This is a genomic window from Streptomyces sp. NPDC014676, assembly GCF_043084105.1.
Taxonomy (GTDB): Bacteria; Actinomycetota; Actinomycetes; order Streptomycetales; family Streptomycetaceae; genus Streptomyces.
In genome coordinates, this window is sequence record NZ_JBIBZI010000003.1 from 528517 (window position 1) to 542346 (window position 13830).

The 13830-nt window shown below is 74.3% G+C and carries 8 protein-coding genes; 3 read left to right on the top strand and 5 right to left on the bottom strand.

Annotation, left to right across the window (positions count from 1 at the left end; all coding sequences use genetic code 11):
• Nucleotide 1: 1 nt before the first annotated feature.
• The gene (locus tag ACF1DX_RS11045) at nt 2–5233 is read right to left on the bottom strand and encodes a DNA repair ATPase (RefSeq protein WP_391790890.1); all 5232 of its coding nucleotides are present in this window, start codon (nt 5231–5233) and stop codon (nt 2–4) included.
• A gap of 72 nt (nt 5234–5305) precedes the next feature.
• Nucleotides 5306–7351 carry an SPFH domain-containing protein gene (locus ACF1DX_RS11050; protein ID WP_391790891.1) on the bottom strand — a complete coding sequence of 682 codons (2046 nt, stop codon included), beginning with the start codon at nt 7349–7351 and terminating at the stop codon, nt 5306–5308.
• 386 nt (nt 7352–7737) lie between these two features.
• On the opposite strand from ACF1DX_RS11050, the gene ACF1DX_RS11055 reads away from it, so the two are divergent.
• A complete protein-coding gene (locus ACF1DX_RS11055; RefSeq protein ID WP_391790892.1) occupies nt 7738–8796 on the top strand; it encodes a PucR family transcriptional regulator in 1059 nt (352 codons plus the stop codon).
• 15 nt (nt 8797–8811) lie between these two features.
• Here the strand turns inward: ACF1DX_RS11055 and ACF1DX_RS11060 are convergent, their stop codons facing one another.
• From ACF1DX_RS11060 to ACF1DX_RS11070, 3 genes are all read right to left on the bottom strand, one after another.
• Nucleotides 8812–9255 (bottom strand): DUF6299 family protein, encoded by a 444-nt coding sequence (locus ACF1DX_RS11060; RefSeq protein ID WP_391790893.1) that lies wholly within the window; start codon nt 9253–9255, stop codon nt 8812–8814.
• A 169-nt stretch (nt 9256–9424) separates the two neighbouring features.
• Nucleotides 9425–9823, bottom strand: coding sequence for a RidA family protein (locus ACF1DX_RS11065; RefSeq protein ID WP_391790894.1), 399 nt, complete (start codon nt 9821–9823; stop codon nt 9425–9427).
• Nucleotides 9820–11169, bottom strand: a complete 1350-nt coding sequence (locus tag ACF1DX_RS11070) for an acyl-CoA dehydrogenase family protein (protein ID WP_391790895.1) — start codon at nt 11167–11169, stop codon at nt 9820–9822. The genes ACF1DX_RS11065 and ACF1DX_RS11070 overlap by 4 nt, the downstream gene beginning before the upstream one ends.
• 117 nt (nt 11170–11286) lie before the next feature.
• On the opposite strand from ACF1DX_RS11070, the gene ACF1DX_RS11075 reads away from it, so the two are divergent.
• Together ACF1DX_RS11075 and ACF1DX_RS11080 are read left to right on the top strand one after the other, a co-directional pair.
• Complete coding sequence (locus ACF1DX_RS11075; protein ID WP_391790896.1) at nt 11287–12897, top strand: AMP-binding protein; 1611 nt, start codon at nt 11287–11289, stop codon at nt 12895–12897.
• 35 nt (nt 12898–12932) lie between these two features.
• Nucleotides 12933–13754: a PaaX family transcriptional regulator C-terminal domain-containing protein gene (locus tag ACF1DX_RS11080; RefSeq protein WP_391790897.1), complete on the top strand. Its 822-nt coding sequence runs from the start codon at nt 12933–12935 to the stop codon at nt 13752–13754.
• Nucleotides 13755–13830 lie beyond the last annotated feature (76 nt).

Sequence of the window (13830 nt, forward strand, 5' to 3'; positions counted from 1 at the left end):
GTCACCGGGGCGCGGGTGGCCCGTCGGTGCCCTGCGGAAGCCGGCGCGGGCCCGCCGCCCGGGTGATGGCCGACTCGACGGCGGCGATCCGGTCACCGAGGAGGGCGAGGGCGGCGACCGCGCGGGACAGGGCGTCCTCGTCCGGGCCGCCCAGGCTCAGGGTGCGGACGTGGGCGGCCTTCACCTCGGTCCAGCGGGCCGCCTGTCCGGCGGTGAGCGTGCCGCGCAGTTCGGCGAGTTTCAGGAGGTTCGACTCGGCGCCCGTGGTGAGGGTCTGGGCCTCGGCCGTGTAGTGGTCGTCGATGACGGCGGCCAGTTCGGCGGCGTTCATGACGGGCTGGATCCGCTGGGCGATCTTGTTCATGTTGCGGTAGGAACCCTGGAGCCGGAACGGCGGCTCGGTGCGGGCGTCGTCGGACCGGGTGGCGGAGGCGATGTACGCCGCGTTGACGGCGAGGACGGTCCGGCGGGCGGTGAGCAGGTGGCGCAACACCGCCAGGACGCGGTCCAGTTCGGTGGGGGCGTAGGGGTGGGTGAGGCGGTCGGCGCGAGCGGTGGGGTCGTTCCCGGCGAGGCGGATCAGCAGGTCGAGGTCGGCGCGGTCGCGGCCGGCGAGCGGGGCGAGCACCGGGTTGGCGGTGAGGGCGTTCTCCACGAAACTGAGCGCGAAGACGTCCTCCTTGCCGGTGAGGACGTCACCGAGGTTCCACACGTCGGCGCGGTTGGCCAGCATGTCCGGGACCCGGAAGGCCTCGCCGGACTCGGTGTAGGGGTTGCCGGCCATGCAGACGGCGAACCGCTTCCCGCGCAGGTCGTAGGTGCGCGGCTCGCCCTCCCGCACACCCTCCATCCGGCGCGTGGCGTCGCACAACGGGATGAACCTCTGGAGCAGTTCGGGCGACGTGTGCTGGATGTCGTCGAGGTACAGGAGGGTGTTGTTGCCGGCCGCCAGCGCGAAGTTGATCTTCTCGATCTCCCGGCGGGCGGTGGCGTTCGGCGCCTCGGCCGGGTCGAGCGAGGTGACCGCGTGGCCGAGGGCCGGGCCGCTGACCTTCACCAGCACCAGACCGAGGCGGTCGGCGACGTACTCCATGAGGGTCGTCTTGCCGTAGCCGGGCGGGGAGACGAGCAGCAGCAGGCCACCGGTGCCGGTGCGGCCCGACTCGCCCGTGGTGCCGAGCTGTTTGGCGAGGCTGTCGCCGACCAGCGGGAGGTAGACCTCGTCGACCAGGCGGTTGCGGACGAACGTCGCCATCACGCGCGGCCGGTGGTCGTCCAGGCGCAGCCGGGTGCGCTCGGCGGCCACCAGGGCGGTGCGGCGGCGCTGGAAGGCGCGGAAGGCGGGTACGTCACGCTTCCTGAACTCCTCGGTGCGGGCGAGGAATTCGTCCAGGCGGAGGGTGAGGCGGCGATCGGTGATCCGGGGATGGGTGCCGAGCAGACCGTCCACGGTGACGGTCAGGGGCGCGTTGGAGGTGTGGCGGGGCGCGTCCGGGCAGAGTTCGGCGGCCACGGCCTCCGCGAGGTCGCCGGCGGTCGGCTCGTCCCCGGTGGTCGCGGCGTACGCGGTCAGCCAGGCCTCGGCCAGTTGGCGGCGGGCGGTGAGGTCCGCGAGGGCGGTGAGGTCCGCGTCGTACGCCTCGGTGGTGACCGTGCGGCGGAAGGCGTCGAGCAGGGCGCGGGTGCGGGCGCTGATGACGAAGCCCTCGGGTCCTGTGGTGAGTTCGTCGAAGAGGTACGCGGCGCAGGCCTCCGGGCGGGCGGGGGCGTCCTCGTCCCAGGCGCGTACGGCCCCCGCGAGTTCCGTGCGCAGCGCGTCGAGAGCGGGTGGCGGGCCGAAGGCGTCGCGGACGCGGGCCAGGGAGCGGGCGCGACGGGTGAGGTCGGCGCGCTCCTGGGCCGTGGTGCCGTGCGTCCAGTACAGCAGGGCGTGGGCGCGGGCGGCGGGCTCGTGGCGCAGCGGGCCCGCGCCGTCGTACAGGGGCAGGACGGCGGTGAGGATCGCGGTGGCGTCGTGGTCGTGGACGCCCCGCTCGTACCCCTCGTCGTACGCCTCCTCGGCGGTCCGGCGGACCAGGGCGGCGAGGTCGCCGGTGCCGGTCAGGGCTTCGGGGCCGGGCGTGTGCAGCAGGCGGGCGGCGAGGTGTTCGGCGCGGTAGACCTCGGGCGACTCGGACGGCAGGTGCCGGTTCCACAGCGGGCGGGCGGCGAGGAGGTCGGGGTCGGTGACGGGGGCGCGGTAGTCGGTGCCGGTGAGGGCGAGCGCGAGGCCGTCGCCGTGCGGGACGACGGTGAGGTCGAGGGGCTGGGTGGAGACGGCGAACCGGTGGCCGCCCAGGCGGAGGGCGCGTCCCCCGTCCGCGTAGAGGTCGGTACGGTCGCGCAGGGCGCGGGCGGCCTCCTGGCGGGCGGAGCGCAGCCGGCCGTCGAGTTCCTCGGCGCGGACGCGGTCGCCGAGTCCGCGCAGTGCGTCGGCGGTGCGGCGGACCTTGGTGACGAGCGGGTCGGAGGCGAAGTAGGTGCTCACCGCGTCGGTGTCGGGGAGCGTGGCACAGCGGCGGGTGATCGTCTCCAGTACGCGGCCGGCGGCGGAGGCGAGCTGTTCCGCGCGGCGGGCGCGGGCGTCGGAGAGGCTCTGCCTGCGGGCGGAGAACGCCTCGTAGAGTTCGGCGCGCCGGTCGGCGAGCTCGCCGAGGACGTCGTCGAACTCGGCGAACCGGGACTCCAGGGCCTCCAACCGGGCGATCACCCGGGTCAGTTGCTCGTCGCAGATCTCCGGTGTGTCCGCCGCCGCGAGGGCGCCGGTGACCGTCTGGCCGAGGAGGGAGAGCTCGGCGGCGAAACCGGCGCGCGCCTCCCGGTCGAGGAGGGACCGGCGGCGGGCGTCGAGGGTGGCGCGGGCGCGGTTGACGCCGCCCGTCGCCTCGGCGATCCGCTCCAGCACGGCCGTACGGACGGTGGCGTCGGCGATGTCGAGCCCGGCGACCACCTCGGTCACCGTGCGCAGTCCGTCGGCCAGTTCGTCCAGGCGGGCGGCGACCGGGGCGGCCTCGGCGGTGGTGGTGACCGACTCGGCGTCGGCGGCCAGCCGTTCGACGTCCGCGTGATGGGCGGCGAAGGCGTCCTCGCGGGCCAGGAAGGCGATCGCGCGCTGCCCGAAGGAGGCGAGGTCGCCCTCGGCGCCGTCGGCGAGGGCGTCGATGCGGGCGTGGTCCGCGTACCGCATCTCCTTCAGGGTCAGCAGATGGCCCTGGGCGTGGCGGAGTTCGGTCAGCCCGGTGACCCAGGCGGCGGCCTCGCGGGGCTGCTCGCCGCGCAGCCGGCGCACCACCGAGGCGATCCGGCCGGCCGCCTCGTCGAGCGCTTCGGCCGCCCGGCGGGTGAGGTCGCGTACGGTCTCGAACTCGGCCAGTACCTGGTCGGCGGTGGCGCGCATCTCCGCCAACGGGGCGCGCAGATCGCCCAGTTCGATGTCGCCCAGCCAGTGGTGGGTGTCCAGGGCGCGGACGCAGGCAGCCACCAGGGCCGTGTACACCTCGGTGGTGGGGGTGGTCCCGGCGACGGAACGGGCCAGGGACAGACAGTCGGAGATGCCGCGTACGAGGTCGGCGTTGCCGACCCGGGCCAGCGGGCCCTCGCCGACGGGCTGTGCGGCGGCGTGGGTGTCGGAGACGTAGGGCGAGTGCCACGACTGCACGGGGTGGACGCGGGCGGGTTCGTCGCCGTCGGGGCGCAGCAGGGCGAGGAGTCCGTCGTCGAACAGCGCCCAGCCGTGGCAGGCCATCGGGGTGGCGACCGCCTCGCGGATGAGGTTGTACGACAGCAGCAGCGCGCGTCCGTGTCCGGGCGCGTGGAAGACGTACAGCACGTCCTCGCCGTACGGGGAGCGCACCTCGCGTGCGAACTCCATGCCGGTGGTGTCGAGTTCGTACGTCTTGTGGGGGCCGGCGGCGAGGCAGTAGCCGCCGGGGAAGACGATGCCCTGGTCGTCGGGGAGCCGGCGGGGCCCCTGTCCGATGCCGTCGAGGCGGACGACGGACCGGGTGAGGGTGTTGAAGACCAGGTGGCGGTGGGCGGTCTCCTTGTAGGGGAGGATCCGCAGCAGGATCAGGGGGCCGACGCGGGCGTGGGCGATCTCGGCGTCGGCGAGGGACTGCAGGGGCTCGTCGACCGGTTCGCTGTGGATGCCGTCGGGGGTGGTGGTGTCGTTCTCGGTCTTGACGGTGAGGGTGCCGCCGAGGGTGTCGACGAAGACCTCGCCCTGGACACAGACGTGCGGGTGGCGGCCGAGGACGTGGTCCTCGCGGGTGGTGGGCGTCCAGTCGATGTCGGCGGGCGGGGTGCGGGCGTGGTCGCGGTCGCCGCGCGCGTCCAGGAAGACCGCCGACCGGCCGTCCTCCGGGATCGTCCAGCGCAGGACGCGGATGTCGCCGGCCTTCTCACCGGTCTGGAAGACGGCGAGCAGTCTGCCGTCGACCCGGCGCAGCCGCAGCAGGCGGGCCTGGCGGTAGTAGCGGTGCAGGGCGGCGAACTCGCGGACGAAGCCGGGGTCGTCGAGGAGTCCGGGGACGGCGTCGTCGGGGAGGCGGTTCAGGTCGCGGTCGTGCGGGGCGAGGACGTCGGCGACCGCGGTGTCCCGTTCGGGCCGGGGCCGGGCCTCGTATCCGAAGAGGAGTACGTCACCGACGGCGACGATGTCGCGGGGTACGGCGGTACGGTCGGTGCGCAGCCGCTCGGTGCCGGCGAGGCGCAGTTCGGGGGCGCCGAACTCCTCGGCGCGGCGGTGGTTCAACGCCTCGGCGCGGCGGGCGAGTTCGGCGGCCCGGGCGGCCAGGCGGTCGCGCAGTATCCGGTAGGCGCCGCCGTCGGCCGTCGCGTCGGTCCCGCCCGGCGCGGGCGTACCGGGTGCCCCGTGGGGCCCGTCGGCGCCGGCCCGCTCACCAGCGGTGTCCGCGCCGGACGCCCCGCGGGATCCGGCCGGCTCGGACCTCCCGGGGGCTCCGCCCTGCCCGGAGCCCCCGCCGGGCGCGCCCTGCGTTCGGTCCGCGCCGGGCGCCCCTCCGGAGCCGCTCGCTCCGGGCGTGCCGTGGAGGGCACCGGGCGCGGCGGCGACACCGGTCGCGGGAGAGGTGCCGGTCCCGGGACGACCGGGAGCGGTGCCGGTTCCGGGTGTGCCCGGGCCCGGGGTCTCGCGCGGGGCCGTGTTCATGGGCTCGTGGGTGCCGGTGGTCATGGCTGGCTGCCTCTCGGAAGGTGCGGCCGGGAGCCGCCGTCCCCTGTGCGGCGGCTCCCGGCCGGAGGGTGGTCAGGCCCCGGCGCGGCCGTTCGGCACGGCCAGCGGTGTGTCCGAGAGGCCCAGCTCACCGGCTTTCTCGATCAGTTCCTGGAACCGGCCGGTGTTCTCACCGCCCTGCTGCATCAGCCGCATCAGCAGCGCGGAGACCGTGAGGTTCTGCACGTCGGCGGTGGAGACGGAGTTCAGGATCCGGCTCAGGTCGTCGGTGAAGCTCGCCGAGCCGTCCAGCCAGGGCCCGGCGAGGGCCTGCGCGGTCTCGGAGTGCTGAACGAATCCGTCCACGCCCTTGCCGAGCGCGATCGAGGAGACCAGCCGGTCGAAGAAGACCGACTCGCCACCGACGATGTTGATGTCCGCGTTCTCCAGTCCGGTGGCGAGGACCGTGGCCTGCGCCTCGGCGACCTGCCGCTGCACGTCCAGTCCGGCCAGCCGGATGTCCTTCTCCGCCTCCAGCCGCAGCCGGTACTCCTCGTGGCCGCGGGACGCCTCGTCGAGGGCGGCCATCGCCGCCGCCTTCTCGGTGAGGCCGGCCGCCTCCGCCCGCAGCCTGCTGCCGATGGCCTCCGCGTCGGCGAGGGCCTTGGCCCGCGCGCCCTCGGCCTCCGCGCGCAGCCGGGCCTGGGTGGCCTCGGCCTCGGCGCGGCCCGCCTTCTCGATGACGTCGGCCTCCTTGTCGCGGACCTGGACGACGGCCAGTCCCTCGGCTGCGGCCTCCGCCTGGACGCCCTCGGCCAGCCGCACCTTGGCCCGTGCGTCGAGGTCGGCGGTCTTCAACCGGGCCTCGGCGAGGGTGAGTTCCTCGGCGGCACGGTGCGTGGCGGCCTGCTCGGCGGCCTCGGCGGCCTTGATGTCCTTGACCAGCTTCTCCTGCGCCTCGGCCTCCGCGGCGATGATCACGGCCTGCCGCCGCCGCTCCGCCTCCTCCACGGCCCGCAGCTTCTTGATGGACTCCTCCTGCTCGGCGACCGTACGGTCCACCGCGACCCGCTCCCGGACGACCTCGGCGATCTCCCGCTTCTCCGCCTCGACCTCCTTGTCGGCGGCGATCCGGGTCAGCTGGGTCTCCCGCTCGCGGGCGATGACCTCGAGCAGGCGGTCCTTCTCGACGCGCTCGCTCTCCACGGCGATGACCCGCTCGCGGTTCTTGGCGGCGACGGCGACCTCACGGGCCTGGTTCTCGCGCTGCACGCCGAGCTGCTCCTCGGTGCGCAGGAAGGCGCTCTGCGCCCGCAGCCGCTCCTCCTCCACCACCCGCGCGGTCTCGGCCTCCTCGCGGGCCCGTACGGTCTCGATCTCCCGCTTCTGCTTGATCTCGGCGTCCGCCTGCCGGCGCTCCAGCTCCAGGATCGCCTCACGCGCGTCGACGTCCTGCCTGGTGATCTCCTTCTGCTCGTTGCGCTGGGCCTCGTTGGTGCGGACGTGCTCCACCGCCGTCAGCTCGGTGATCTTGCGGATGCCCTGCGCGTCGAGGACGTTGCCCGGGTCGAGCTGGGTCAGCGGCGTCTGCTCCAGGTAGTCGATCGCCGCGTCCTCGAGGTGGTAGCCGTTCAGGTCGACGCCGATGACCTCGATGATCCGGTACCGCAGTTCCTCGCGCTTGGTGTAGAGGTCGGTGAAGTCGAGCTGCTTGCCGACGGTCTTCAGCGCCTCGGAGAACTTCGCGTGGAACAGCTCCTGGAGCGTGTTCCGGTCGCTGGCCCGCGCGGTGCCGACGGCCTGCGCGACCTTGATGACGTCGTCGACGGTCTTGTTGACCTTGACGAAGAACGTGATGCGGATGTCCGCGCGGATGTTGTCCCGGCAGATCAGGCCTTCCTTGCCGGCCCGGGTGATCTCGATGGTCTTCACCGAGATGTCCATCACCTCGGCCTTGTGCAGCACCGGCAGCACGACCGACCCGGTGAAGGTCACGTCGACCCTGCGGGTCTTGGAGACGATCAGTGCCTTGCCCTGCTCCACCTTGCGGAACAGCTTGGAGACGACGAGCAGGCCGATGAGCATGAGCAGCAGGGCGACGCCGACGAGTACGGCGATGCCCACGGTGGCGGCATCCATGGGACACGTCCTCCCGGGCTAGGAAGTGGGGCGAGCGGTGCCTCGTTGGCGAGGCGGACGAAGGTCCGGTGGAGGAGGAGACGACTCGATCGGCGCCGCGGTTCTGCGCCGGGCGCGGACGGATGCCGTCCGCATCCTGCGCGCCCTCCCGCTCACCACTCACCGTTCACGTCCGTGGGGAGGGTGGCACCGCTCCCCTCCGGGTTCCGGTGCCGGACACCTGCCGGTGTCCGGCACCGGAACCATCCGCGGTGCTCCCCGCGGACCATGCTGCCCGCCCGAAACGGACTCGCGCATTGCCGTAACCCGGCAATGTTCCTTAGGGTCTTGATGCCGGTGTGACACAACCGGCGCGTCAGGGAAGCGTCAGGAGTCAGGGGGAGCGCGTGACGGAACGGGAGATCCCGGAGGAGTATTTCGAAGACTGTGCCCGCATCCTGGCCGAGGTCGCGGCCACGGGCAGGCGCCTCACCCGCGACGAGATCGCCTCCCGGCGGGCCCTGGGGGAACGGGCCGCGGAGGCGGGTTTCGGTCTGCGCTCCCTCGTCAGCGCGCACCTGTCCCGCGCCCGCGACGCGTGGCCGCGCGGGGCGGACTCGGCCGACGGCGCGCTCGCGGCCGTACAGCAGGTCGTGGACGCGTTCGCCGAGGGGTACGAGCGGGCGCAGCGAATGGCGGTGCGTCAGGAGGAGGCGGCACGCCGGGAGTTCATCGACGACCTGCTCTACGGCCGCAGCGACCTGGGGCGGCTGGCGGAGCGTGCCGAGCGCTTCGGGCTGCGGCTGTCCCACGAACACGCGGTCGCGGTCGCCCGGGGCGCGGTCGCCTACGACGAGGGCGATCCGGTGCCGCGGCAGGTGGAGCGCGCCCTGATCTCCCGGTTCGGTGACCGCAGCATCCTGCTCACCACCAAGGACGGGCGGCTGCTGTGCGTCGCGCCCGGGCACCAGGAGGAGGTGCTCACGTACTTCGCGAAGCAGGCGTACGCCGCCACCGACGGCGGCCAGGTCGCCGTCGGACGCCCGCGGTCCGGTCCTGGCGGTGTCGTCCAGTCCTACGAGGAGGCCCTGAGCTCACTGGAGATAGCCGAGCGGATGGGGCTCGACGACCCGGTGCTGCGCGCCGCCGACCTGCTCGTCTATCCCGTACTGGCCCGTGACCGCCAGGCCATGGCCGACCTGGTGCACCACACCCTGGGACCGCTGACCACGGCCCGCGGCGGTGCCGCGCCCCTCCTGGACACACTCACCGCGTACTTCGACTCCGGCTGTGTCGCCGCGGAGGCGGCCCGGCGGCTCTCGCTGAGCGTGCGCGCGCTGACGTACCGCCTGGAGCGCATCCGCAAGCTCACCGGCGCCGACCCGTCGGACGCGTCCCACCGCTACATGCTCCAGACGGCGGTGATCGGGGCGCGTCTGCTGGACTGGCCGGCCGGCGAGCTGTGAGCGGCCGGACCCGGGTCAGCCCTCGACCAGGGTGATGTCCCGGTGCCCGACCGCGTGGACGACGGGCACCAGGAGGATGCCGCCGGGGCGCAGCTCCATGAGGGTCGCCTCGACGTGGGCCCGGCCCGCCTCGAGGGCGCCCGCGGGCACGGTCCCGGTGTTCTCCCAGCGGTGCTCCTCGCCGTCGCAGACCGCGTGGGTGCCGCCGACGGAGTAGTGAGTGTCGGACGAGGGCCGGTGGACCGAGGAGCTGACGAAGACCGGTCCGTCGCCGCCGAGGCAGCGGTAGGTACCGGAGAGGGTGACAGATCCGTCGGCCATCCGGCCCTCCTGGTCCACCGTCACGGACTCCGAGGGGGCGGCGGGGGCGGCCGACGCGGGCGCGGGGGCCGCCGCGGTGAAGCCGAGCAGCAGCAGCGCGGAACCGGCCGCGGCGCCGAGGACGGGACGTACGGGCATGGGGAACCTCCCGGAACGGGTGTGATGAGGGATTCCACCAGTACCCGGCGCGGGGCCCGGGGCCGGTCACCGTCACCCCTTCGGTGGCGAGTCGGCCCCGGCCGGATCCCTACGGACCGGCTCGCGGTCGCCGCCCGAGCCGGTCGCCGTCCGGGCCGGTCCGTCTCTTTCAGGGCAGCAGGGCGAAGCCGTCGAGCTCCACCAGGGCCTGTTCGTCCCAGAGCCGGACCACTTCCACGACCGCCATCGCCGGGTAGTCCCGGCCGGCCAGCTCCCGCCAGATACGGCCGAGTTCGCGGGCGTGGGCGCGGTACGCGGCCACGTCGGTGGCGTAGACGGTGACGCGGGCCAGGTCGGCGGGGGTGCCGCCGGCCGCGCGCAGGGCGGTGAGGAGGCTGGCGAGGGCCCGCGTGAACTGTTCGGGCAGGGTGTCGCCGGCCACCTTGCCGTCGGCGTCGAGGGCGGTCTGGCCGGCCAGGAACACCAGCCGGGAGCCGGTGGCGACGACGGCGTGCGAGAAGCCGGCCGGCGGGGAGAGCTCGGGCGGGTTGACGCGCTCGGTGGTCACCGGTCCTCCAGGTTCTTGTACAGCTCCTTGGCGATGATGCCCCGTTGCACTTCGCTCGCCCCCTCGTAGACGCGGGGTGCGCGGACCTCGCGGTAGAGGTGTTCGAGCAGGTGCCCGCGTTGCAGGGCGCGGGCCCCGTGCAGCTGGACGGCCCGGTCGACGACGTACTGCGCGGTCTCGGTGGCCAGCAGCTTCGCCATCGCGGCGCGCCCAGGGACGCCGTCGGCGCCCGCGTCGTACGCCGTCGCCGCCGCGTACACCATGAGCCGGGCGGACTCCGTGCGCAGCGCCATCTCGGCGACCTGGTGGGCGACGGACTGAAGGTCCTTCAGCTTGCCGCCGAACGCGTCCCGCCGGGCGGTGTGGGCGAGGGTCGCGTCCAGGGCGGCCTGGGCCATGCCGACCGCGAAGGCGCCGACGCTGGGGCGGAACAGGTTGAGGGTGTCCATGGCGACCCGGAACCCCCGGTCGGCCTCGCCGAGCACGTCGTCGGCGGTCACCGGTACGGCGTCGAAGCGGAGGGCGCCGATGGGGTGCGGGGAGAGCATGTCGAGGCGGCTGCCGGTGAGGCCCGGGCGGTCGGCGGGGACCAGGAAGGCGGTCACGCCCCGCGCGCCGGCGCCGGGGGTGGTGCGGGCGAAGACGGTGTAGAAGTCGGCGTCGGGGGCGTTGGAGATCCAGCACTTCTCCCCGGTGAGCCGCCAGCCGTCCGGCCCGTCGGGCCGGACGGCGAGAACCGGCGGAACCGGGCCCGCCGCCGGGCGTGGCCCGGCGCCGGGCGCTCCGCCGCGCTCACCCCCCACCCGGCGGCCCGCAACCGGTCCGGCCGCCTCGCCCCGGCCCGTGAACCGGGCGTCCGGCGCACCGCCGTGCGGGCCCTGCGCCGGGGCGGGCGGTGGCGCAGCCCTTCCGGTCGGCGCTGCCGGGCCGGTCGCGGCGGACGGCTCCGCCGTGAGGGACAGGGACGCCGCGTCCGAGCCCGCGTCCGGCTCGCTCAGGGCGAAGGCCGCCACCGCGGTGCCGTCGGCCACTCGGGGGAGCCAGCGGGCGCGCTGGGCGGGGGTGCCGTGGGCGTGCACCGGGTGGGCTCCGAGGCCCTGGAGGGCCAGGGCGGTCTCCGCCTCGGTGCAGGCGTGGGCCAGGGACTCGCGCATCAGGCACAGATCGAGGGCGCCGGAGGTGAACAGGCGGGACAGCAGGCCGAGGGTGCCGAGTTCGGCGAGGAGGGGGCGGTTGACCCGGCCGGGTTCACCCTTCCCGGCGAGTGGCCGCAGGCGTTCCGCGGCCAGGGCGCGGAGCTCCGCGCACCAGGCGAGTCGTTCCGGTTCGAGCGAGAATGCGGTCATCGCCGGTCCCTTCCCTCGCCGCCGGGCCACTCCCGAGGCTATCGCGGACCGTTGACTGCCGTCACCAACACGATACGCTCCTGATGCGAGCCCACCACGCCAAGGGGGCGAACCGTCATGAACCCACGGGCCACCGCGCACGTCGACACCTTCGCCCGCGACCACCTCCCGCCACCCGGCCAGTGGCCCGAGCTCCGCTTCGACCTGCCGGAGCTGCACTACCCCGAGCACCTGAACTGCGCCGCCGCACTGCTGCACGGCCCGCCCGACGGCCGCCCGGCGTTCCGCACCCCCGACGGCACGACCTGGACGTACGGCGAGCTGCGCGCCCGCGTGGACCGGCTCGCGCACCTCCTCACCGGCGACCTCGGGATCGTCCCCGGCAACCGGGTGCTGCTGCGCGGCCCCACCACACCGTGGCTGGCCGCCTGCTGGCTCGCGGTGCTGAAGGCGGGCGGGATCGCCGTCACCGTGCTGGCCCAGCAGCGCCCGCACGAGCTGAGCACCATCTGCGAGATCGCCGAGGTGCGCCACGCCCTGTGCGACATCAGGTCCGTCGACGACCTGGTCAAGGCGGAGATCCCGGACCTCTCCCTCACCACCTACGGCGGCGACTCCCCCGGCGACCTGCTGCACCGTCCTGCGCCCACGACGCCGTACGAGGCCGTGCCGACCGCGGCCGACGACGTGGCGCTGATCGCCTTCACCTCCGGCACCACCGGACGTCCCAAGGGCTGCATGCACGTCCACCGGGACGTGCTGGCGATCGCGGACACCTTCTCCCGGCACGTGCTGAAGCCGGTCGCGGACGACGTGTTCGCCGGCAGTCCTCCGCTGGGCTTCACCTTCGGCCTCGGCGGCCTGGTGGTGTTCCCGCTGCGGGCCGGGGCGAGCGCGCTGCTCCTCGAACAGGCGCACCCCGGCCGGTTGTTGCCCGCGATCGCCGAGCACCGGGTGTCGGTGCTGTTCACCGCGCCCACCGCCTACCGCGCGATGCTCGCCGGACTCGACGGCCACGACGTCTCGTCGCTGCGCCGCTGCGTCTCGGCGGGCGAGAACCTGCCCGCCGCCACCTGGCGGGCCTGGCACGAGCGCACCGGGCTGCGGATCATCAACGGCATCGGCGCCACCGAACTGCTGCACATCTTCGTCTCCGCCGCCGACGAGGCGATCCGCCCCGGCACGACGGGAGTTCCGGTCCCCGGCTGGCAGGCGCGCGTGCAGGACGCCGGCGGCACGCCCGTGCCCGACGGGGAGCCGGGACTGCTCGCGGTGCGCGGCCCCGTCGGCTGCCGCTACCTCGCCGACCCGCGCCAGCGGGAGTACGTGCGCGGCGGCTGGAACATCACCGGCGACACCTACGTCCGCGACCCCGACGGCTACTTCCGGTACGTCGCCCGCGCCGACGACATGATCATCTCGGCCGGGTACAACATCGCCGGCCCCGAGGTCGAGGACGCCCTGCTGCGCCACCCGGACGTGGTCGAGGCGGCGGTGGTCGGACGGCCGGACGAGGCGCGCGGCCAGGTCGTGGTGGCGTACACGGTCCTGAAGGAGGGCGCGGAACGCGACGCCGAGGCGCTGCGCGCCTTCGTGAAGTCCGAGCTCGCGCCGTACAAGTGCCCGCGGGAGATCGTGTTCCTGGACGCCCTGCCGCGCACGGCCACCGGCAAGCTCCAGAGGTTCCGGCTGCGCGCTCGCACCGGGACGGGGGACGGCCGTGCGTGATGCCGGGGAATCCCGTCATCCGCATACGACTTAAGATGATCAACGTGTCCGACCAGCAAGCCCCCCACGCTCCGAGATCCCTCATCGTCACGCTCTATGGCGCGTACGGCCGCTCGGTGCCGGGTCCGGTGCCCGTCGCCGAGCTGATCCGGCTGCTGGCCGCGGTCGGCGTGGACGCCCCGTCCGTCCGCTCCTCGGTGTCCCGGCTCAAACGGCGCGGCCTGCTCCTCCCGGCGCGCACCGCACAGGGCGCGGCCGGATACGAACTCTCGCCCGAGGCACGTCAGTTGCTCGACGACGGCGACCGCCGCGTGTACGCCACCGATCCGCCGGAGGACGAGGGCTGGGTGCTCGCCGTGTTCTCCGTCCCGGAGTCCGAACGGCAGAAGCGGCACGTGCTGCGCTCCCGGCTGTCCGGCCTCGGCTTCGGCACGGCGGCCCCCGGCGTGTGGATCGCCCCCGCGCGGCTGTACGAGGAGACCAGGCACACCCTGGAGCGCCTGCGCCTCGACACCTACGTCGACTTCTTCCGCGGCGAGCACCTGGGCTTCGCGCCCACCGCGGAGGCGGTGGCCCGCTGGTGGGACCTGGCCGGGATCGCCGAGCGGCACGAGGCGTTCCTGGACCGGCACGCGCGCGTGCTGCGCGCCTGGGAGCGGCGCGCGGACACCCCGCCCGAGGACGCCTACCGCGACTACCTCCTCGCCCTGGACTCCTGGCGCCACCTCCCCTACACCGACCCCGGCCTGCCCGCCGCCCTGCTCCCCGCCGACTGGCCGGGCATCCGCTCGGCGGCCGTCTTCCGCTCCCTGCACGAGCGGCTGCGGGACGCGGGGGCGGTGTTCGCCGGCGTGTAGCGGCCCGGCCCCGCTCGGCCGCTCCTCGGCTCGTTCGCCCCGTCCTCTCCCCTTCCTCGCCCGGCCTCCGGCGCGT